Source organism: Neisseria sp. HMSC15G01 (assembly GCF_001808255.1).
In the GTDB taxonomy this organism is placed as follows: Bacteria; Pseudomonadota; Gammaproteobacteria; order Burkholderiales; family Neisseriaceae; genus Neisseria; species Neisseria subflava_A.
In genome coordinates this window covers 185,282-205,710 of sequence record NZ_KV792669.1, presented here as the reverse complement: position 1 = coordinate 205,710, position 20,429 = coordinate 185,282, and the positions used below count along the sequence as shown (strand labels likewise).

Genomic DNA, 20,429 nt, shown 5'->3' with positions numbered 1-20,429 from the left:
AAAAGGCTGTCTGAAAACCGATGGGATTTCAGACGGCCTTTGTTTGCGAGTCGGATTTAGTTTTTGTCCAAATCTAAATCGGCTTTGTATTCGATACGGCCTTGGCCTTTGTCTTCGATGGAAACGTCCAGCTCTTGTTTGCCGCGTTTGAATTTCAGATCGGCATCGTCGTGTTTGATTTCAGACTCAACCACATGGAAACCTTTGCTGCGCGCGTGGGCGATCACTTTTTTGGCCAAGGAAGGAATGGAATTGCGTTGGCCGGAAAGTTCGGCTTCGTATTCAAATTCGCCGTCGCCTTGATGATCGGCTTTGATGGTGTGCGCGCCTGCCGGACGGTAGATTTCGGAAGGCAGCGGGGAGGCGAATGCCGTGGCGGAGAAAAGAGCCAAAATGCCGGTGGCCAGTAACGATTTTGCTTTGGTCATCGGTTTTCCTTTCTGAAAAGGGTTTTGAGAATGGCATCATCTTATCGGTAGGTATGAGTGGCGGCAAGCGGATAAACCTGATTTTACGTGCGGCTACATGATTTGTTTGGAGGGCGTTGATTCTTTGCTTTGGGCTGGTGTTTGCTTGCAGAAAAATGCTGCCGGATAAGACTTAGCCGAGACGGAACAATTCGCTGCCGTGCGCCTTCAGCCATTGTTCGGCTTGGTCGACATGCGGCGTGAGCGAGTGTGTCAGAGCCCAAAACGCAGGGCTGTGGTCGGGATGGCGCAGGTGGGCGAGTTCGTGCAGGCAGACGTAGTCGGCGACATATTCGGGCGCACCGATGAGCCGCCAGTTGAGGCGGATGCCGGTGGTGTGGCGGCAAACGCCCCAGAAAGTTTTGGCGTTGGAAAGGGAAATGGCGCTCGGAGTCAGGCGGGTGGTTCGGGTATGGCCTTCGAGGCGTGGCAGCAGATATTCGTGCGCACGCTCGTGTAGGAAACGGCGCAAATGGGTGAGTTGGGCGGCGTTTTCTTTTTCGGGCAACAGGATTTCAGACGGCCTGATTTGGATGTGGTTTGCTGCATGGACGGACAAGGCCGTCTGAACGCCTTGATACCAAATCCATTCGGGAAGCGTGTCGGTGGGTGTTTGTCGGGCCGGTGCTTTGTTTAAGGTACGGCGCAGGATGGCTTCGTTGTCGTTCAGCCATTGGGTAAAGGTGTGCTGGGTAACAAACGGAGGGATATTGATGCTGACGGTATCGGCGGAAACGGGGCGCAAGATGAGGTTTTTCTTGGCGCTGCGTTTGAGCTGGATATGAATGGTGAGGCCGTCTGAAAGGGTATGGGTATGGAGGCGGGGCATGGTGTTTGAGTGAAAAGGGAGGGCATAGCGGCCCACCCGATGGAATGATTTATTTGGTTTTGGGGGCGAACGGGCCTTGTCCGGTAATCAGGGGCTGCTGGCTTTCAATCCATTGCTCGCATTGGGCCATGAGTTCGGCTTCATTGCCGTTGTTGTGGGCAATGGGTTTGCCGATGATGACGCTGACCGTACCGGGGTATTTGAGGAAGGAGTTGCGCGGCCAAAACTCGCCGCTGTTGAGCGCAACGGGGACGATGTCCATCTCAAACATTTTTGCCATGCGCGCGCCGCCGAGCTTGTAGCGGCCTTTTTCACCAGGCGGCAGGCGTGTGCCTTCGGGGAAAATGGTAATCCAATAGCCTTCGTTTTTACGCGCAAGGCCTTGTTCTAAGAGTTGTTTGTTGGCTTCGCGGCTGTTGCTGCGGTCGATGCCGATGGTTTTGACCAGCTTCAAGCCCCAGCCGAAGAAAGGGATTTTGAAAAGTTCGCGTTTGGCAACATAGACTTGAGGCGGAAAAATCTCTTGTAGGGCGAGGGTTTCCCAGCCGCTTTGGTGTTTGGAGCAAATGATGGCGGGGTGGTCGGGAATGTTTTCCGCGCCGCTTAAGGTGTAGTTTAAGCCGATGATGTGCTTGAGCGACCAGTTGAGGATACGCACCCAAACTTGCGCCATTTTGTGCGCGCCGCCTTGGAAGGGCAGGGCGAGCAGCATAAAGGGGAACAGCAAAATAATGCTAGAGGAAAGGATGAACCAGTAAATCAGGTTGCGGATAATCAGCATATCGGGGAAAAGTCTGTCGTTTGAAGGCCGTCTGAACACCGTTGTCGGCTGGTTTCAGACGGCCTTGTCGTTTATAGGATAGCTTGCGCGGCTTCTTCGATTTGTGTGTTTTCACGCATGATGTATTGCGAAAAAGCCAGCAGGTTGTCGAAGACTTGGGTGTGTTCGGGCAGGTCTTGCTCGTGTTTGGCCAGCGTTTTTTTGCCTTTGCCGGTCAGGACGAGCGCGGATTTGCCGCCTGCGGCATCAATGGCTTGCAGGTCGCGCAGGCTGTCTCCGACCAGCCAGGTTTCGGCGGCATTGGCCTTGAAGCGTTCGATGATGTCGATAATCATGCCGGGCTTGGGTTTGCGGCATTCGCAGTTGTCGGCAGCAGTGTGCGGGCAAAACCAAATGCCGTCGATGGTGCCGCCTGCTTGAACGGCAAGGCGGTGCATTTTCGCGTGCATTTCGGTTAGGTCTTGCACGGTAAAGTATTTGCGGCCGATACCGGATTGGTTGGTGGCCACGGCGATGGTGTAGCCAGCCTGCGTTAAAAAGGCGATGGCATCCATGCTGCCTTCGATGGGAATCCATTCGTCAACGGATTTGACGAAATCGTCGCGGTCTTGGTTGATGACGCCGTCGCGGTCGAGGATGATGAGTTTCATGGTGTGGGCTCTTATTTTTCTGCTTTCAAACTGCTTTTCCATTTTTCAAAGGCCGTCTGAAAAACGGGTGTCAGTTTGGCGAAGGTTTCCAGGGTGTTTTTGACGTGGTAGAAGCCGCCGAGCGAGGATGTGTCGAGGGCGAGGACGTAGTCTTCCATAAATGCGCCGTAGCCGTCTTCTTCGTCGGTGTAGTAGAACTCGGTAAACCGTTGGCCGAGTTCGGTAAAGTCGTCCGCCGTCAGTGCGCCGTCCATGTGTTTGAGCAGGAAGTGCCGTCCGCTGATTTTGCCCGAGGTCATGGCCGCGAAGTCGGCCGCGGTTTCGAGGGCGGTTTGCCAGACGGGGTTGACGAGGCCTGCCTGCGCCGCCCATTGCCAGTACATGCCGATGTGGGTGGCGGCGTTTTCGGGCGGGAGCTGGTCGGGGTAGTCTTCGTCGAGATGGAAACGGATATTGTCGTACATGGACGGTGTTCGTTGGGGGAAAGGGGGTATTGTAGCGGAAAATAATGAATTAGGCCGTCTGAAAGAGGGTGTTTCAGACGGCCTTAAGGGAATTTAACCTTTAAATACGGGAACGAGCTCCATTTGGCTTAATATTTGGGCGGCAATGTTGATGATGCCGAAGAGGAAGACCCAAACCATCAGCCAGAATCCGCCGTAAACTTTGTAGTTTTTGCCGACGCCGAATTTATGTCGCGAGCGGTAGAGCAGCATGGCGGGGATGATGCCTGTCCAGATGGTTGCGGCCAGACCGACGTAGCCGATGGCGGTAACGAAGCCGGTAGGGAAGAGCAGGCAGGAAATCAAAGGCGGCAGGAAGGTCAGCGCGGCGGTTTTGGTGCGGCCGGAGATGCTGTCGTTCCATTTGAAGATGTCGGCGATGTAGTCGAACAGGCCGAGCGTTACGCCGAGGAAGGACGTTGCAATCGCCATGTAGGAGAACAGGGTCAACACTTTGTCCATATTGCCGGTTTGGGCGAACTTGGACAGCGTTTCGATCAGGACGGAAACTTGGCCTTCGGCGGCGATAACCGGTGCAAACTCGCTGCGCGGCAGGTTGCCTTGGATGGCGATTTGCCAGAGGACGTAAATCACCAAGGCAATCAGCGTACCCGACCACAGGGATTTGGCCACTTTGGGCGCGTCGCCTTTAAAGTATTTGAGCAGGCTGGAAACGTTGCCGTGGAAGCCGAATGAGGCAAGGCAGACGGGCAGGGCGGTGGCAACATAAATCCAGTAGCTGGTGCCGGAAGGGGCTTGGGTGTCGAACAGGACAGGCATTTTGGCATCGGCAATCAGGCCGCCGGTTGCCCAGATGAAGGTGAGTACCATGCCGCCGATGAGGATACTGGTAAAGCGGTCAACCAAGCGTGCGGATGCCCAAACGCAAAAGGCGAGAATGCCGAAGAAGACGAGTTGGCCGACGGTGAGCGAGATTTCGCCGCCTGCCGCGCTGCCGATGCCTTTGGCGGTCAGGTCGCCGCCGACGAAGATGTAGGCGTAGGTGAGCAGGTATAAAACGAAAGCGACGGCAATGCCGTTGATGACGTTCCAAGCCGGGCCGAGCAGGTCTTTAACCATGGTGTCGAAGCTGGCACCGTGCGGATAATGGGTGTTGACTTCCAAAATCATCAGGCCGCTGGAGAGCATGGAAAACCAGGTGTACAGCAACACGGCCAGCGAGCCGGTAAACCATACGCCGGAGGTGGCGGTCGGGTTGGCAAGCATGCCTGCGCCGATAACCGTACCGGCGATAATCATCGCGCCGCCGAATAGGGAAGGGGTTTTGGTTGACATTGTTTATCTTTCTTCTAGAAATGCGTGGTTGCCATTATGCCGTAAAGTGTAAGAAAAGGTAAAGCAAAGGCCGTCTGAAAACCCGATTGTCGTTTTCAGACGGCCTTTGATGTGTATAAATGCAACTGATTAAATCAATTTTCGCAGTTTCAATTCGTTTTTCAAATAGGCGTAATAAACCGGCGCGACGATGATGCCGCCGATGCCGAAAATGCGTTCAAAGACGACCATTGCCACCAGCAATTCCCACGCGCTGGATTCGATTTCCGAGCCGATGATTTTAGCGTTGAGGAAATATTCGAGCTTATGGATGACAACAAGGAAAACCAGCGAGGAGAGTGCGACGTAAAGCGATGCGCCGAGGCTCAAAATAATGATGATGGTGTTGGAAATCAGGTTGCCTGCCACCGGAATTAGGCCAACGATAAAGGCGACGATCAGGACGGTCATTTTAAACGGCAGGTCAACGCCGAACAGCGGCAAAACCAAGTAAAGGTACAGGCCGGTCAGGAAGGTGTCGATCAGTGAGATTTTGACTTGGGCGAGGAACACGCGTTCAAAACTGGTTTCAAAATTGACGATGCGGTGCACCAATTCGGCTTTAAACAGCGGCATTTTGTGGCGGTTTTTGCGCATTTCCAGGCGGTGGAAGCTGAGCATGGCGCCGATGATGATGCCGATGAGGATGTATACGAAGGACGTGATGCTGTTTTTACTGATACGGGTCAGAGCGGCACGGTATTCTTCAATCAGCTTGATTGCCGAGGCTTTGATTTCGGCCATATTGTTGGGCAGCATATTGAGAATGGCCGCAGGCAGGTCTTGGCTGTTTTTGGTGTCTTCCAAAATCGCCGCCAGCTTGGCCAGCATAAAACCGACATGGCCGCCGTGTATCAGGTGGTAAATGCCCAAAGACATCATTGCAATGATGCTGAACACGATGGCCAGCGTCAGCATGGTGGAAATTAGGTTGATATTGTGCGCGTTGAGCGATTTATGCAGCCGCGTGTTGCGCGGCAAAATACGGCGGCGGAGTTTGAGGATCACGCCGTTGGTGCGTGTAATAAAGATATAGGTCAGGATAACCGACAGCAGCAGCGGCAGAAAATGGTAGTGCAAGACAATCAGCAAGGCCAAACCCATCAGGATATAGGAAGCGTTGCGGAAAGTCGGGTTGTCGGTATGTGAAGAGAGTAAGGACATGTGAAGCCAATAAGGTAAAAAGCAAAAAAAACAGGTCAGGCCGTCTGAAAAACCATGTTCAGACGGCCTAAATTAATGACAGCGATTAATCGTGCAATGAGGCTGCGTGTAGCGTGTTTTCCAACAAAGTGGCAATCGTCATCGGGCCGACGCCGCCGGGAACGGGCGTAATCATGGATGCACGTTCTTTGGCGACATCAAACTCCACATCGCCGCACAGGCTGCCGTCGTCCAAGCGGTTGATGCCCACATCGATAACGACTGCGCCGGGTTTGACCCATTCGCCTTTAACGAAATTCGGAATGCCTACGCCGACCACCAAAATATCTGCGGCGGCAACTTCATCGGCAAGGTTTTGCGTGGCGCTGTGGCAAATGGTTACCGTCGCGCGGGACAGCAGCAATTCCAACGCCTGCGGACGGCCGACAATATTGGACGCGCCGACGACGACCGCTTTTTTGCCTTTCGGGTCGATGCCGTAGGCTTCCAACAAAGTCATCACGCCTTTGGGTGTGCAAGGGCGCATCAGCGGCATTTTGACGACCAGGCGGCCGACGTTGTAAGGGTGGAAGCCGTCCACATCTTTATGCGGCTCGATACGCTCCAAAACCGCTTGGCTGTCGATGTGTGCCGGTAGCGGCAGTTGCACCAAAATACCGTCGACGGCAGGGTCGCCGTTTAATTCGTCCACCAGTTTCAGCAAATCGTCTTGCGTGGTTTCAGACGGCAGCTCATAAGAACGTGATTCGATGCCGCTTTTTTGGCAGGCCAGTTTTTTATTGCGTACATAAACCGCGCTGGCAGGGTCGTCGCCAACCAATACCACCGCCAAGCAAGGCGTGTGCAAACCTTTTTCCTGACGCGCTTTTACCGCCTGCGCGACCGCCTCGATGCGTTGCTGGGAGATTTTTTTTCCGTCTATAAGTTGTGCAGCCATGATTTTTCCTCCTCAATAGGGATAAATATTGCGTTTAAATTATCGCATTTTTCAGACGGCCTGACACAAAAGAGTAGCCATGATTGTGAAGCATAAAAATAAATAACGATTAAAAATAATAAGATAATCAAAAAATGAAAAAATAAAGCAAAGTAGGTGTTGACCGGTTTGAAAAGGGTCTGTATAGTTCAGGTCTTCAGTCGGGGCGTAGCGCAGCCCGGTTAGCGCATCTGCTTTGGGAGCAGAGGGTCGTGAGTTCGAATCCCACCGCCCCGACCACAAAATTCTTAGCACGAATCGGCATGAGCGCCCGTAGCTCAACCGGATAGAGCACCGACCTTCTAAGTCGGGGGTTACAGGTTCGATTCCTGTCGGGCGTGCCAATTTTTACGGTGGCTGTAGCTCAGTTGGTAGAGCCCTGGATTGTGATTCCAGTTGTCGTGGGTTCGAGCCCCATCAGCCACCCCAGATGAAAGCCTGCATATTGTATGCAGGCTTTTTTCCGTTTATACCCGAATTTTACTTCAGATTTAATTGGGTTTCAAAAAAGTATTTATCAAACCGTTTCATCATGGCATCGGCAAAAATGGCGTTTGCTGTGTTATCAAATATCAATGAATACGCAGTCAAGCCCGAATATTATACCGTTCGGTATCTTTTTATGGCGTTTCGCCGTTATCCTTTATAATACCCCGATTATTTTCTGTTTCATTCCCAAAGGAACCCCATCATGTCCGAATGGTCAGCTCCAGAATTTGAATCCAAAATCTGTCCGCCTGAAAAGCTGGCGGAGCGTTTGGCGGCATTGCCCCGTCCGCTGGTGTTTACCAACGGCTGTTTCGATATTCTCCACCGGGGCCATGTAACGTATCTGGCGCAGGCGCGATCGGCCGGTGCGGCTTTGGTATTGGCGTTGAATACCGATGCTTCGGTGCGCCGTCAGGGCAAAGGTGACGACCGTCCGATTAATCCTTTGGAAAACCGCGCGGCAGTGGCAGCGGCATTGGAGAGTGTGGATTTGGTCACATGGTTTGATGACGATACGCCGGCCGCGCTGATTGAAATGGTCAAACCCGATGTGTTGATTAAAGGTGGCGATTGGTCTGTGGATAAGATTGTCGGTGCGGCCGAGACGTTTGCGCGTGGTGGCAAAGTATTTTCGATTCCGTTTTTACACCAGACTTCGACCACCAAAACGTTGGCGAAAATCCGCGAAGCCGGAGGAGGCGAATGACGGATTTAAACAGCCGCCATTGGGCCTTGCTCGCCGCGCTTTCAGACGGCCTGCCGCAACACGTTTCTCAGTTGGCGCGATTGGTCGGGATGAAGCCGCAACAATTAAACGGATTCTGGCAGCAGATGCCGGGCCATATCCGCGGTTTGCTGCGCCAGCATGACGGGCAATGGCGCTTGGTGCGTCCTTTGGCTGTGTTTGCCGAGGAGTCTCTGCAACAAATGGCCGGAAAACAGGGTTTTCGTGCGCAGTTGAAACACGAATGTTCGTCCAGCAATGATGAAATCATGGCATTGGCGCGCCAGTCGGCAGATTTGGCGCATAAGGCCTTGTGCGTGGCGCATTTCCAAACCAAAGGACGCGGACGGCAAGGGCGAAGCTGGGTCAACCGACAGGGCGAATGTTTGATGTTTAGCTTGGGCTGGGCATTTGACAAGCCGCAGTATGAACTGGGTTCGCTGGCGTTGGTGGTGGCATTGGCTTGCCGCCGCGCGTTTGCCGATATCGGTTTGGACGTGAATATCAAGTGGCCGAACGATTTGGTCGTGGCCAACGATAAATTGGCCGGCGTGTTGATTGAAACAACGCGGGTGGAGAATAAAACCGTCGCCGTCATCGGCATCGGCATTAATTTTGTATTGCCGAAAGAAGTGGAAAACGCTACTTCCGTGCAGGCCCTGTTTCAGACGGCCTCTAAGCAGGGCGTAAGCGTCGAAGCCTTATTGAATGCGGTGTTGGCGCAACTCGATGCGCTGTTGAACGAATACGCGCAAAACGGATTTGCGTCATGTGTAGGCGAATACGATGCCGCTAACCGCGACACGGACAGGCCGGTATTACTGCTTCAGGAGGGGCGCATTGTTCACGAAGGTGTGGTCAAAGGCGTGGATGCGCAAGGCGCGTTGCGTTTGTTGACCGATAATGGCGAGAAAACCATCGTCAGCGGCGAGATCAGTTTGCGTCCGGATAACCGCCCGGCACAACCTGCCGCTGCGAAACCGGAACGCTTTTTGCTGCTGGATGGCGGCAACAGTCAGTTGAAATGGGCGTGGGTAGAGAACGGCACATTTTCCGAAGTCGGCCGTGCGCCATATCGTGATTTGACCCAGTTGGGCGAAGAATGGCTGCAATTTGCCGATGACGATGTGAAGATTGTCGGTTGTGCCGTGTGCGGTTCGGTCAAAAAAGCGATGGTGGAAGAACAATTGACCCGTCCGGTCGAATGGCTGTCTTCCATGCCGCAGGCTTTGGGCATCCGCAACCATTACCGCCGCCCCGAAGAACATGGTTCCGACCGCTGGTTTAATGCGCTGGGCAGCCGCCGCTTTACGCAAAACGCCTGCGTCGTCGTCAGCTGCGGCACCGCCGTAACCACCGACGCGCTGACGGAAGACAATCATTATCTCGGCGGCACCATCATGCCCGGTTTCCACTTGATGAAAGAGGCGATGGCGCTCAAAACCGCCAACCTCAACCGCCCCATCGGCAAGGTATATCCGTTCCCAACCACAACGCCGAACGCCATTGCCAGCGGCATGATGGATGCCGTTTGCGGTGCGCTGATGATGATGCATGGCCGTCTGAAAGACAAAACGGGCGGGGGCAAACCGGTCGATATTATTATCACGGGCGGCGGCGCGGCCAGAGTCGTGCAGGCCTTGCCCGAGGCATTTGTTCATGACAATCAAGTGAAAATCGTCGATAATCTCGTGATTCACGGGCTCTTGCATTGGATTGCCCATCGCAACGGACAATAAAAAGGAAAACGCATCATGAAATGGCTGTTTGCGGTCTTGGTCGCACTCAACATCATTGTTTTTGGCAGCATGGTTGCCTATCGGACACAACATAAAACCACCAAACCCGAATCTGCCTTGGAAGGCGGCACGCACGAATTATTGCGCCCGTCTTCTTTGGACGCGCCCAAAGCCGAGCCTCGGCAGGCATCGCAACCCGATTGGGTGGTGGTCGAATCAGACGGCCTGATTATGGCCGAACCTGAATCCGAAGAAGCGGAAGCCTTGCGTAAAAAGCAAGAAGCGCAGCAGTTGAAAGAGAAAAAAGAAAAAATGCGCCGCGAGAAAGAGGCGCAAGAACGCCGCGCCGCCGAAGAAGAGATGGACGCGGCCGGCGTGGAACGCTTGTGTACCAGCAGCGCCACCGTGGTGATGGATGAAGACGATTACCACCGCATCAAAGGCTTGTTGGGCAAATGGCCTCATGCGGCCAGCCGCAGTATCGAAAAACGCAACGGCGCATCCGGTGGCGAGACTGCTTCCAAAACCTTCCGCGTGGTCTTACCTGCCGACGGCGACACTTCCGCCCAGCTGGATGCCTTGGGCAGCCGCGGCTTTAGCGGCAGCATTCACAACGGCGAAATCAGCATTGACGTAACACGCAGCCGTTCTTCCGCCCAAGTATTGATTTCACGCTTGTCCAGCGCAGGTTTCGGCGGCGCGCGCATTGTCGAACAGGAAGACAGAAGCGCACCCGATACCGGTTTGAGCGTGGCGCGCATGACCGTGGTCTTTATGGCGGTCGACGAGCGCGATGCCCAAGACATCAGAAACATTGTCGGCCGTTATGGCAAATTGAACATGAAAACCTGCCGATAATCAGATTTATTCGGTTTCAGACGGCCTGAACAGCAGTGCCAAACCTGATAAACCGAACGCCACAAAACACGAAACCCACTGTATCGGCAGTGGGTTTCATGTTTTTCGGTTTTGAGTATCTGATATAAAGGGGAACAGGTATGTTTCGTATATGCGCACTCCGAGTATCAAGAGATAATGGGGAAGAGGGGGATAAAATCTGTTGTTTAATGGCTCGGATTAGGACGTCTTCCGAGTGGTTTTGATTATACGCTAATAATAACTATTATCAATAGCAAAATTGAAAAAATAAGGGGTTTTGCTGTAATATTTTGTTTTTTATGGAAATTAAATTGCGGTATCGGCTTTGCCATGATTGAAAAGGCCGTCTAAACGTCAAACGAACAGGCCGATTGAAATAGGGTAAGGCAAACATTTCAACCCTATATTTCAGACGGCCTTTTGATTTGTTTCAATCACTCATAAACCCAAGCAATCAACATATCCAAAGCCATATAAAATACCGTATAATCAAGACCAAATTAACTTTGCCTGCTTGTCGGGCCGTCTGAAAAATCATGCAACAAACCTACGCCGCCGTACAGCGAGATTTGCTCGAAGCCAACCATCTTTCCCCCGATTTGCTCGCCCAAAGCCTGAGCATTATCGGCGCCAACCATGTCGATTATGCCGACATCTATTGTCAGCGCACTGCCTATGAAAGTTGGCATTTGGAAGAAGGCATCGTCAAATCGGGCAGCTTCCAAATTGATCAGGGCGTGGGCGTGCGTGCCGTTTCGGGCGATAAAACCGCTTTTGCCTACGCCGACAGCCTGTGTATCGATTCGATCAACCGCTCTGCCAAAGCCGTGCGCGTGATTGGTGCGGCCGGCAACGAGGCCAGCGTCAAAGTGCCGACACCTGCCTACGGCAAGCCTGTCCACATGGCGATTGACCCTATTGCCAGCCTTGATTCCGCTGCCAAAGTCGCGCTGTTGAACAAAGTTGAAACGCTGGCCAAAGCCGCCGATCCGCGTATCGTGCAAGTGATGGCCGGTTTGACCTGCGAATACGACATGGTGTACATCGCCCGTCTGGACGGCAAACACGCTGCCGACATCCGCCCGATGGTACGCATGAACGTAACCGTCATTGCCAAGCAAGGCGAGCGTCGCGAGCAGGGCAGCGCGGGTGGTGGCGGACGTTATGATTTGGCGTATTTCGATGAAAACTTGGTGCATCGGTTTGTCGATTCCGCCGTCAAACAAGCCCTGACCAATCTCGAATCCCGTCCTGCGCCTGCCGGCGAGATGACCGTCGTTTTGGGCAACGGCTGGCCGGGCGTGTTGCTGCACGAAGCGGTCGGACATGGTTTGGAAGGCGATTTCAACCGCAAAGAAACCAGCGTTTTCTCCGGCAGAATCGGCGAGCGCGTGGCCGCCAAAGGCGTGACCGTTGTGGATCAAGGCGATATTGCCGACAGACGCGGTTCGCTCAATATCGACGACGAAGGCAACGAAACCCGCCGCACCGTATTGATTGAAGACGGTATTTTGGTCGGCTATATGCAGGACGAAACCAACGCCCGCTTGATGGGTACGCAATCGACCGGCAACGGTCGCCGCGAAAGTTACGCTTCTGCGCCTATGCCGCGCATGACCAATACCTTTATGGAAAACGGCGGCTATGAGCCGGAAGAAATCATCGCGTCCATCGACAAGGGCATTTATGCCGTCAATTTCGGCGGCGGACAAGTGGACATTACCAGCGGCAAGTTCGTGTTCAGCGCATCCGAAGCGTGGTGGGTGGAAGGCGGCAAGCTGCAATATCCTGTCAAAGGCGCGACCATCATCGGCAACGGCCCCGAAGTGCTGAAACATGTTTCCATGATAGGCAACGACACTGCGCTCGACAGCGGTATCGGCGTCTGCGGCAAAGAAGGGCAGAGTGTTCCTGTCGGCGTCGGACAACCGACCCTGAGGATTGATGCCGGACTGACCGTCGGCGGTAGCGAAATTTAAACGGCAGGCCGTCTGAAAGGTTTCAGACGGCCTTTTACATTAGGATAAAACCATGCAGGAACAGAATCGGAAATCAAGTTTTCTCATAGTGATGTTGCTGGTGTCGGTTGCCCTGTGGATCGCGTCTTTGTCCAATGTTGCATTTTATTTGGGCAATCATGAAAGCATGAAGGGTTTGACCGTTTTGATTTTGGGGTCGATATTTGCTTCTTTGGACATCAGATATTGTGCGGCCTATGCTAATTATGTTTGGTTGGCGGCCATTGTTTTGTTGGCGTTGCGGAAGAAGGTCGTGCCTGTCCATGCGGCACTTTGGGGCTTGGCGCTGGTGGCTTTCAGTGTGAAAGCCGTACACGTTGATGAAGCAGGGAATACATCGGATATTGTGCGCTACGGTGCAGGATTTTATTTGTGGTATGCCGCATTTGCGGTTGCCACCATCGGCACGTTTGCCGGAAAGAATAAGGAAAGAAAAGCAACAATGCTGGCAGATGGGACGAAAAATGACGCTTGATGAATGGCTGCGCCAATCGGCGCTGCCCAAAAATGAAGCGCGGATGTTGTTGCAATATGCACTGGGTTACACGCGCGCGCAACTGGTTACACGCGGTACGGACGATTTGGCAGACTCTGCCCTGCAAACCTTGGAGGCTTTGGCTCAACGCCGTCTGAAAGGCGAGCCGATGGCCTATCTGTTGGGCGAACGCGAGTTTTACGGGAGACGTTTTGCCGTCAATCCCCATGTGCTGATTCCACGCCCTGAAACCGAGCATTTGGTGGAAGCCGTGCTCAAACGCTTGCCGCCGCAAGGCCGTGTGTGGGACTTGGGGACGGGCAGCGGCGCCATTGCCGTGACCGTCGCGCTTGAACGCGTTGATGCTGATGTTCGCGCATCCGACATCAGCGTTGGTGCTTTGGATACTGCCCGTCAAAATGCGGCCGAATTGGGCGCAAAAGTCGAGTTTGCGCAGGGTTCGTGGTTTGATACCGACAGGCCGTCTGAAGGCCGATACGATGTGATTGTTTCCAATCCGCCGTACATCGAGGACGGCGATGAACATTTGTCGCAAGGCGATTTGAGGTTTGAACCGCAAAATGCGTTGACCGACTTTTCAGACGGCCTCAGCCATATCCGCCACATTACCCAAGAAGCCCCCAAATACTTGAAAGCCAACGGCTGGCTGCTGTTTGAACACGGCTACGACCAAGGCGAAGCAGTGCGGAACATTATGCTTGAGAACGGTTTTGCCGAAGTGGCAACCGAACAGGATTTGGCTGGATTGGATAGGGTAACGCTGGGGCGTTTGCCTGCTTAATGGGCATGATTTGTCGAAATATAAAAAAGGGCGTGTCGATCACGCCCTTTTGGTTTTCTGGTTTGTCTGTTCAGACGGCCTGGTTTAACGCCAAGCAGCGACGAACTCCGCCCAATGTTGTTTTTCTTCGGCTTGTGCGGCCAGATAATGTTTGATGCGTTTAATTTCGACTTCGTATTCGTCGGCATCGAGCGCGCCGCTCATCATGCGAAAGCGCATGTACATCAGGTAGGTATTGGCGGCATCGGTTTCACAATAATCGCGGATGTCTTTCAGACGGCCTGCATGATAAGCGTCCCAAACTTTGCTGCCGTCCATACCCAGTTTGCCGGGGAAGCCGCAGAGTTTGGCCATATCGTCCAAAGGCACGCTGGCACGCGGTTGGTAGAGGGCGAGCAAATCCATCAGGTCGCAATGGCGGGTGTGGTAGCGGCTGATGTAGTTGTTCCACTTAAAGTCGCGGCTGTCGCCAAAATCGCCGTCGCCCATGTCCCAATAGCGGGCGGCGCTGATGCCGTGTATCAGGGCGCGGTAGTGGAGGACGGGCAGATCGAAACCGCCGCCGTTCCAGCTGACAAGTTGCGGCGTATAGTTTTCGATGACCTCGAAGAACTTGGCAATCATGACTTCTTCGCTGTCTTCGGGATCGCCGATGGTACTGACGCGGATTTTGTCTTGCCCCCAGCGCATACAGCAGGAGATGGCGACGACTTGGTGCAGATGGTGTTGCATAAAGTCGCTGCCGGTTTTGGCACGGCGTTGCTGCTGGGCAAACAGGACGACTTCGTTGTCGGGCAAATCGGCTGGCAAATCGTAAAGCTGGCGGATGCCGTGTACGTCGGGAATGGTTTCAATGTCGAAGGCGAGTATCGGAGTCATGGCGTGATCGGGTTGGATAAGGGATGATGTCATTGTGGCATGACGGCGCAGATAAAAAAAGAGGCAATCCCCCACAGGATTGCCCCAATACCTCAAATCAGAGATTTACGCTTCACAAACAATACAGGCTTTCACCTGCGGCTTTACAGATGCAGCTCAACTCTGCATCAGTAAACTTTCATTTCGGGCATTGCACCGAAATCCTCTAAAATACCGCAATTTCTTGCAATATCAGAAAACTGTTTACAAAAGTATCTAAAACCGGCGAGGCCGTTTGAACATTTTGTAATTTAATGTAGTGAAATTTACGCGAATTTTTACAGTTTGCCAAGTATTTTTTTCTGAAGACTTGTTTCGGTATAAATTTCAGATTTTGTCATATTTTTGCAATTATATTTCATAATTATTCAAAAGTTAGATATTTATTTTATTTTTTTAAATTATAATTTAATTTTATTTCATATTTTGGATGATTAAAATGTATTTTTTCAGATGAACTATTTTGTAACATATTGTTTTTAAAATAAATTAAATTTAATATATAAATGAAAAAGTGTATTAAACTGGACGTTTTTCGTTTGAGAAAAAATATAGGGTTGTTTGAAAGTTTCAATTGCACTGAAAAAATCTGTTTTTAAAGCGGAATATTATTTGATTGTTTGGATTCGAACATGAATTTTGGTTTGATTCAATTAAAATGAGAAAGCGGAGAAAGAAGGATTTTGCCGCTTTTGCATATTTAAATTGTAATTCGATGTAGTCAATAAAAGCTGCTTTCGCCTTCGGGACGGGTTTTGAAGCGTTTGTGCAGCCAGAAATATTGTTCGGGATGCTCGCGTACCCGCTCTTCGATGAAGTCGTTCATGCGCTGGGTGTCGGCTTCGACATCTTCGGTCGGGAAATTGTCCCAAGCCGGATAGAAGCGCAGGGTTACGGTATTGTCGGCTTCGCGCGTGGGGATGGCGGGAATGATTTTGGCTTTGGTCATGCCGGCGATACGGCTGAGGCCGGTAATCGTGGCCGTCTGAATGCCGAAGAAATTGACGAAAATGGAATCGTTGCGGCCGAAGTCTTGGTCGGGCAGATAAAGAAAGGGCGCATCGCTTTTGCGCAGGTGTTTGATGATGGCGCGCAGGCCTTCTGTGCGGCCGATCAGGAACACATTGTTGTAGCGATGGCGGCCTTTCAGGATTTGCTCGTCCAGGGCTTTGTTTTTTTGGTGCGAATACATGCTGGTCAGCGGCACATCCTGATTGAGCGTGTAAACCGCCATTTCAAATGCGGTAAAGTGCGGATAGAGGATGATGACTTTTTCGCCGGCGGCGAGGGCTTCATCGAGATGGTGTTTGTCTTGATAGCGTACCAACGAGCGCAGCTTGTCCGCAGGCGCGTACCAGTAGAGGCCGTATTCGAGCATCAGCTTGGCCATGTGTTGGAAATGGCGTTTGAGCAGGGCAGTGCGCTGGCTGTCGCTCAGCTCGGGAAAGCATTTTTTGAGGTTGACCTCGCCGACTTTGCGGCGCGGTTTGACCGCGTAATAAGCGAGAATGCCGATCGCGTCGGCAATCTTGTGCAACACGCAAAAAGGCAGCAGGCGGATGAGGTAGAGAAAAAGGAAGGCGGCTTTCATGAAGGCTCGCTGTATGTGGGCAAAGGGTTATTATAACCGAAAGGCCGTCTGAAAACGGGCTGGAACACTATTTCAGACGGCCTGAATGTCGGCTTACCATTGGAAACGGCCGCGCTTGACCTGTAGGCCGTCAGGGTTGAGTTGCGAAGCCAATCCGTGATTGCGCAGGGCGTGGGTAAGGGCGACGGCGAGTCCGTCGGCGGCATCGGCTTGAGGCGTGCCTGAAAGTGCAAGCATTTGGACCACCATATGCTGCACCTGCTCTTTGGCGGCCTTGCCCTTGCCGACCACAGCCTGCTTGACCTGAAGCGCGGTGTATTCAAATACGGGCAAATCGTGCATGACTAAAGCGGCAATCGCCGCACCGCGTGCCTGACCGAGCATCAAAGTCGCGGCCGGGTTGACGTTGACGAAGACTTGCTCGATGGCCGCTTGATGCGGCTGATAGTGACGGATGATTTCGTCGATATGGCGGACAATCACGGCGATGCGTTCGGAAAGCGACGCGCCGGTCGGCGTTTTGATACAGCCGGAAGCAACATAATGATGCTCGCGGCCGTGGACATCAATCACGCCGAAGCCGGTCACGCGACTGCCGGGATCAATGCCGAGAATGCGTGTGGGTTGGAACTGGGACATAGTGCGTGTTTAAAGTAATCGGTGTTTCAGGGCAGGCAGGCGCGTGCGCACGCTTTGCTGGCGTGCAGTATCCAAATCGGCACAAATCACGCCTTCGCCTTCAGGCAACGTCGTCAACACATCGCCCCAAGGGTCGATAATCATACTGTGGCCGAATGTGCGGCGGCCGCTTTCATGCAGTCCGCCTTGTGCCGATGCAATGACGTAGCATTGGTTTTCCACCGCACGGGCGCGCAGCAGCAATTCCCAGTGCGCCTTGCCGGTCGTGTAGGTAAACGCGGCCGGCAACAGCAAAACATCAAACGGCTGCTGGGCGCGGAAAAATTCAGGAAAGCGCAAATCGTAGCAGACGCCGGCCGCCAGCGGAACATCGTCCACGCTTAACTTCGGCACATCGTTGCCCGCCAGTATCGTATCGGCTTCAGCGTAGCGTTCGCCCAAACCGGAAAAGCCGAACAGGTGCATTTTGTGGTAAAGCCCGATTCGGTTGCCGTCGCGGTCATACACCAGCATCGTGTTCATCACCTTGTCAGTGTTTGGGCTTTGCAACGGAACCGTACCGCCAAACAACACCACGCCGCATTCCCTTGCCGTTTCGCTTAAGGCCGTCTGAAAACGGGTGTGGCAGGTATTACCAACGAGTTCGTTGTCCAAAGGCTCGGCAAATGCCAGCTTGTCCGTATCGTTTTTGCCCATCAGCGGCCAATATTCGGGTAGCAATACCCAATCCGCCCCTTGTTCGGCAGCCTCGCGGACAAGGCACTTCATGGTGGCAATATTGGTTTCGGGGTCGGTGGACGACACCATTTGCACAGCGGCGGCGCGTAAAGAGCGCATCATCAAAACTCCTGTCAGATTTTGCAAGAATTGTAACTTGTTTACGCACAAGGCCGATACAATCGTCACACAATTCCTCTCCAAAAAAGGATAAACCATGAACTTGAAACTTCTCCTCACTGCCGCACTTTCCACCGCCGCACTTGCCGCACACGCCGACGTACAGCTTTACGGCAACATCAAAAGCGGCATCGAAACCTCGCAAACCCGTTTCGGCGGCCAAACATATAGCCGAACCGCCGTTGCCGATCAAGGCAGCCACATCGGCTTGCGCGGTTCGCATCCGATTGGTGGCGGAACGAATTTTATTTGGGAAGTCGAACAAGATACTCCGGTCGGCAAAAGCGGCTCCATCCGCCAAGACTGGCGCGAACGCCGCGAGAATTTTGGCCGTTAAAGGAAAGATTGGATAGTAAAGGCCGTCTGAAAGATTTTCAGACGGCCTGTTTTTTATAGTGAGGTCGATTGATTTAAAGAATACACTTAAAAGGCGGTAATCAATAATATCTTAATATTTTCAAAATTTAACAATTTTATATAACTTATTGATTATTTATGAAATTAATAAAATATTGGGTAGCTGATTAAAAAATCAGCATTGGCATTGCTTGCAAATTAAAAAATTATCAAGTAAGGTTAAATGCAAGCGGTTTTATCCGTGAGTTAAATATTAATCAATAAGATAGGATGGTATAACCATGAATGAAGATATTATCAAAGGAAAATGGGAGCAACTCAAAGGTAAAGCCAAAGAAAAATGGGGCGAGTTGACAAACGATGATTTAGAAATCATCGAAGGCAAGCGCGATCAGTTGGCTGGTAAAATCCAAGAGCGTTACGGTCGCACTAAAGATGAAGCTGAAAAAGAAATTGATGATTGGTTGAACAGCTAAGACCGTTGAATTTCCCAATAAACGGTCGTGTCTCACTCGACTGTTTTTATATAAACCGAAAGGAAAAAATCATGCTTCATTATTCGATCGTTTTCTTTATAATCGCTATTATTGCGGCTGTATTAGGTTTCGGTGGTATTGCAGGTAGTGCGGCAGGCATAGCCAAAATTTTATTTGCCGGTTTTTTGATCTTGTCGGTAATATCATTGATTTTTGGCAGGAAGAAATAATACCTGTAGACCAATAAGGTTGTATCAAGCCACCATTCCGTCAAATAGGCCGTCTGAAAAATCAGGATAACTGGTTTTCAGACGGCCTTTGTTCTTATAATAGCGGTTTATTTTTTTACACACCCAGCAACGGAGTTTCCATGCAGTTTTCAGCATTCGGCGAAAAATTCACACAACACAGCGGTATTTTGCAGTTGATGGACGATTTGGGCGACGCGCTCAAAAGCGACAAGCCCGTCAACATGCTCGGCGGCGGCAATCCGGCGCGGATCGCTGAAGTCAATGCGGTGTTCGCCGATGTGTTTTCCAAGTTGGCAGCGGAACACGCTGTTGAGAATATCGGCAATTATTCCAATCCGCAGGGCGATGCGGCGCTGATTGCGGCTTTGACTGAGTTTCTCAACCGCGAATACGGCTGGAATCTGACGGCGGACAATATCGCGTTGACCAATGGTTCGCAAAACGCGTTTTTCTATTTGTTCAACCTGTTTGGCGGCAAATTCAATCTTTCAAACAGCCAAACGGCTGAAAAAGCGATTTTGTTGCCGCTTGCGCCTGAATATATCGGTTATGCCGACGTGCATGTCGAAGGGCAGCATTTTATTTCGGTGAAGCCGAAAATCGAAAATGTCGAACACGAAGGCAAAGCGGGTTTCTTCAAATACCGCGTGGACTTTGACGCGCTGGAGAGCCTGCCTGAATTGAAAGAGGGCAAAATCGGTGCGATTTGCTGTTCGCGCCCGACCAACCCGACCGGTAATGTGCTGACCGACGGCGAGATGGCGCGTTTGGAAGCTTTGGCGCAGGAACACGGGATTCCGCTGATTATCGACAACGCTTACGGAATGCCGTTCCCGAATATTATTTACAGCGATGTGACGCTCAACTGGCACGAAAACATTATCCTCTGCTTCAGCCTTTCTAAAATCGGCCTGCCCGGTGTGCGTACCGGCATTATTGTCGCCGCGCCGGAAGTGGTCAAAGCCGTCAGCAGTTTGAATGCGATTGTGAACTTGTCGCCTACGCGTTTCGGCGCGGCGATTGCGGCTCCGCTGTTAAACGACGGCCGTCTGAAACAGCTGGCCGACCAAGTGATTCAGCCGTTTTACCGTCGGCAGGCGCAAACGGCGGTCTCCCTGCTCAAGCGTGAGTTGGGTGCGTATCCGTTGAAAATTCATAAGCCTGAAGGTGCGATTTTCTTGTGGCTTTGGTTTGAAAACCTGCCTGTTTCGTCGCAAACCTTGTACGAAATGCTCAAGGCTGAAGGCACGCTGATTATTCCGGGCGAGCATTTCTTTGTCGGCATTGATAGGCAAGACTATCCGCACGCACACGAGTGTATCCGTATGAGCATTGCGCAGGATGCGGAAACGCTGGAAAAAGGCATTGCCGCGATCGGTCGCGTGGTGCGCGGTTTGTACGATAAAAAATAAATGCTGTGAATAGACAAAGGCCGTCTGAAACCTGAACAATCGGGTTTCAGACGGCCT

General features: G+C 52.1%; 22 protein-coding genes and 3 tRNA genes. 13 read left to right on the top strand and 12 right to left on the bottom strand.

Annotated features, from left to right (window positions below; genetic code table 11):
* Nucleotides 1–56: 56 nt before the first annotated feature.
* The 8 genes from HMPREF3139_RS03685 to folD form a co-directional block, all read right to left on the bottom strand.
* On the bottom strand, nucleotides 57–428 hold the full coding sequence (locus HMPREF3139_RS03685; RefSeq protein WP_070460593.1) for a hypothetical protein: 372 nt from the start codon (nucleotides 426–428) through the stop codon (nucleotides 57–59).
* Between the two features lie 172 nt (nucleotides 429–600).
* On the bottom strand, nucleotides 601–1,296 hold the full coding sequence (locus tag HMPREF3139_RS03680; RefSeq protein WP_070460591.1) for a M48 family metallopeptidase: 696 nt from the start codon (nucleotides 1,294–1,296) through the stop codon (nucleotides 601–603).
* Between the two features lie 49 nt (nucleotides 1,297–1,345).
* Nucleotides 1,346–2,077, bottom strand: coding sequence for a lysophospholipid acyltransferase family protein (locus tag HMPREF3139_RS03675; protein ID WP_070460589.1), 732 nt, complete (start codon nucleotides 2,075–2,077; stop codon nucleotides 1,346–1,348).
* Nucleotides 2,078–2,148: 71 nt separating this feature from the next.
* Nucleotides 2,149–2,727, bottom strand: coding sequence for a D-glycero-beta-D-manno-heptose 1,7-bisphosphate 7-phosphatase (gmhB, locus tag HMPREF3139_RS03670; protein ID WP_039862535.1), 579 nt, complete (start codon nucleotides 2,725–2,727; stop codon nucleotides 2,149–2,151).
* An 11-nt stretch (nucleotides 2,728–2,738) separates the two neighbouring features.
* The gene (locus HMPREF3139_RS03665) at nucleotides 2,739–3,191 is read right to left on the bottom strand and encodes a DUF7832 domain-containing protein (RefSeq protein WP_070460586.1); all 453 of its coding nucleotides are present in this window, start codon (nucleotides 3,189–3,191) and stop codon (nucleotides 2,739–2,741) included.
* A 93-nt stretch (nucleotides 3,192–3,284) separates the two neighbouring features.
* The gene (locus tag HMPREF3139_RS03660) at nucleotides 3,285–4,526 is read right to left on the bottom strand and encodes an aromatic amino acid transporter (protein WP_070460584.1); all 1,242 of its coding nucleotides are present in this window, start codon (nucleotides 4,524–4,526) and stop codon (nucleotides 3,285–3,287) included.
* A gap of 129 nt (nucleotides 4,527–4,655) precedes the next feature.
* On the bottom strand, nucleotides 4,656–5,729 hold the full coding sequence (locus HMPREF3139_RS03655) for an AI-2E family transporter (protein WP_070460582.1): 1,074 nt from the start codon (nucleotides 5,727–5,729) through the stop codon (nucleotides 4,656–4,658).
* Between the two features lie 85 nt (nucleotides 5,730–5,814).
* The gene (gene folD, locus HMPREF3139_RS03650) at nucleotides 5,815–6,666 is read right to left on the bottom strand and encodes a bifunctional methylenetetrahydrofolate dehydrogenase/methenyltetrahydrofolate cyclohydrolase FolD (protein WP_070460580.1); all 852 of its coding nucleotides are present in this window, start codon (nucleotides 6,664–6,666) and stop codon (nucleotides 5,815–5,817) included.
* A 201-nt stretch (nucleotides 6,667–6,867) separates the two neighbouring features.
* Here folD and HMPREF3139_RS03645 point away from each other — a divergent pair.
* From HMPREF3139_RS03645 to prmC, 9 genes are all read left to right on the top strand, one after another.
* Nucleotides 6,868–6,945: transfer RNA gene (locus tag HMPREF3139_RS03645), tRNA-Pro, on the top strand.
* Between the two features lie 27 nt (nucleotides 6,946–6,972).
* Nucleotides 6,973–7,049 (top strand) — tRNA-Arg (locus HMPREF3139_RS03640).
* A 9-nt stretch (nucleotides 7,050–7,058) separates the two neighbouring features.
* Nucleotides 7,059–7,134: transfer RNA gene (locus tag HMPREF3139_RS03635), tRNA-His, on the top strand.
* A 259-nt stretch (nucleotides 7,135–7,393) separates the two neighbouring features.
* A complete protein-coding gene (gene rfaE2, locus HMPREF3139_RS03630; RefSeq protein WP_141743130.1) occupies nucleotides 7,394–7,900 on the top strand; it encodes a D-glycero-beta-D-manno-heptose 1-phosphate adenylyltransferase in 507 nt (168 codons plus the stop codon).
* Nucleotides 7,897–9,657 (top strand): bifunctional biotin--[acetyl-CoA-carboxylase] ligase/type III pantothenate kinase, encoded by a 1,761-nt coding sequence (locus HMPREF3139_RS03625; protein WP_070460576.1) that lies wholly within the window; start codon nucleotides 7,897–7,899, stop codon nucleotides 9,655–9,657. The genes rfaE2 and HMPREF3139_RS03625 overlap by 4 nt, the downstream gene beginning before the upstream one ends.
* Nucleotides 9,658–9,672: 15 nt before the next feature.
* Nucleotides 9,673–10,515, top strand: a complete 843-nt coding sequence (locus HMPREF3139_RS03620; protein ID WP_070460574.1) for a cell division protein — start codon at nucleotides 9,673–9,675, stop codon at nucleotides 10,513–10,515.
* A 557-nt stretch (nucleotides 10,516–11,072) separates the two neighbouring features.
* Nucleotides 11,073–12,515, top strand: coding sequence for a metalloprotease TldD (gene tldD / locus HMPREF3139_RS03615; protein ID WP_070460573.1), 1,443 nt, complete (start codon nucleotides 11,073–11,075; stop codon nucleotides 12,513–12,515).
* A 52-nt stretch (nucleotides 12,516–12,567) separates the two neighbouring features.
* On the top strand, nucleotides 12,568–13,029 hold the full coding sequence (locus HMPREF3139_RS03610) for a hypothetical protein (RefSeq protein WP_070460571.1): 462 nt from the start codon (nucleotides 12,568–12,570) through the stop codon (nucleotides 13,027–13,029).
* Nucleotides 13,019–13,831 carry a peptide chain release factor N(5)-glutamine methyltransferase gene (prmC, locus tag HMPREF3139_RS03605; protein ID WP_070460570.1) on the top strand — a complete coding sequence of 271 codons (813 nt, stop codon included), beginning with the start codon at nucleotides 13,019–13,021 and terminating at the stop codon, nucleotides 13,829–13,831. Before HMPREF3139_RS03610 ends, prmC begins: the two co-directional genes overlap by 11 nt.
* A gap of 84 nt (nucleotides 13,832–13,915) precedes the next feature.
* Here prmC and HMPREF3139_RS03600 read toward each other — a convergent pair whose 3' ends face one another.
* The 4 genes from HMPREF3139_RS03600 to HMPREF3139_RS03585 form a co-directional block, all read right to left on the bottom strand.
* The gene (locus HMPREF3139_RS03600) at nucleotides 13,916–14,710 is read right to left on the bottom strand and encodes a 3'-5' exonuclease (RefSeq protein ID WP_070460568.1); all 795 of its coding nucleotides are present in this window, start codon (nucleotides 14,708–14,710) and stop codon (nucleotides 13,916–13,918) included.
* A 760-nt stretch (nucleotides 14,711–15,470) separates the two neighbouring features.
* On the bottom strand, nucleotides 15,471–16,355 hold the full coding sequence (locus HMPREF3139_RS03595; RefSeq protein ID WP_256388722.1) for a lipid A biosynthesis lauroyl acyltransferase: 885 nt from the start codon (nucleotides 16,353–16,355) through the stop codon (nucleotides 15,471–15,473).
* A gap of 78 nt (nucleotides 16,356–16,433) precedes the next feature.
* Entirely contained in the window at nucleotides 16,434–16,979 is a 546-nt protein-coding gene (gene ruvC / locus HMPREF3139_RS03590; protein WP_003684216.1) for a crossover junction endodeoxyribonuclease RuvC, read from the bottom strand.
* Between the two features lie 9 nt (nucleotides 16,980–16,988).
* The gene (locus tag HMPREF3139_RS03585) at nucleotides 16,989–17,819 is read right to left on the bottom strand and encodes a carbon-nitrogen hydrolase family protein (protein WP_070460564.1); all 831 of its coding nucleotides are present in this window, start codon (nucleotides 17,817–17,819) and stop codon (nucleotides 16,989–16,991) included.
* A 94-nt stretch (nucleotides 17,820–17,913) separates the two neighbouring features.
* Here HMPREF3139_RS03585 and HMPREF3139_RS03580 point away from each other — a divergent pair, with 94 nt between their 5' ends.
* The 4 genes from HMPREF3139_RS03580 to HMPREF3139_RS03565 all read left to right on the top strand — a co-directional run bounded on the left by HMPREF3139_RS03580 (nucleotide 17,914) and on the right by HMPREF3139_RS03565 (nucleotide 20,372).
* Nucleotides 17,914–18,213 carry a porin gene (locus HMPREF3139_RS03580; protein ID WP_070460562.1) on the top strand — a complete coding sequence of 100 codons (300 nt, stop codon included), beginning with the start codon at nucleotides 17,914–17,916 and terminating at the stop codon, nucleotides 18,211–18,213.
* Nucleotides 18,214–18,514: 301 nt separating this feature from the next.
* The gene (locus HMPREF3139_RS03575; RefSeq protein ID WP_070460560.1) at nucleotides 18,515–18,709 is read left to right on the top strand and encodes a CsbD family protein; all 195 of its coding nucleotides are present in this window, start codon (nucleotides 18,515–18,517) and stop codon (nucleotides 18,707–18,709) included.
* Nucleotides 18,710–18,780: 71 nt separating this feature from the next.
* Nucleotides 18,781–18,939, top strand: a complete 159-nt coding sequence (locus tag HMPREF3139_RS03570) for a DUF1328 domain-containing protein (protein WP_039862543.1) — start codon at nucleotides 18,781–18,783, stop codon at nucleotides 18,937–18,939.
* A gap of 140 nt (nucleotides 18,940–19,079) precedes the next feature.
* A complete protein-coding gene (locus tag HMPREF3139_RS03565; RefSeq protein WP_070460558.1) occupies nucleotides 19,080–20,372 on the top strand; it encodes a valine--pyruvate transaminase in 1,293 nt (430 codons plus the stop codon).
* Nucleotides 20,373–20,429 lie beyond the last annotated feature (57 nt).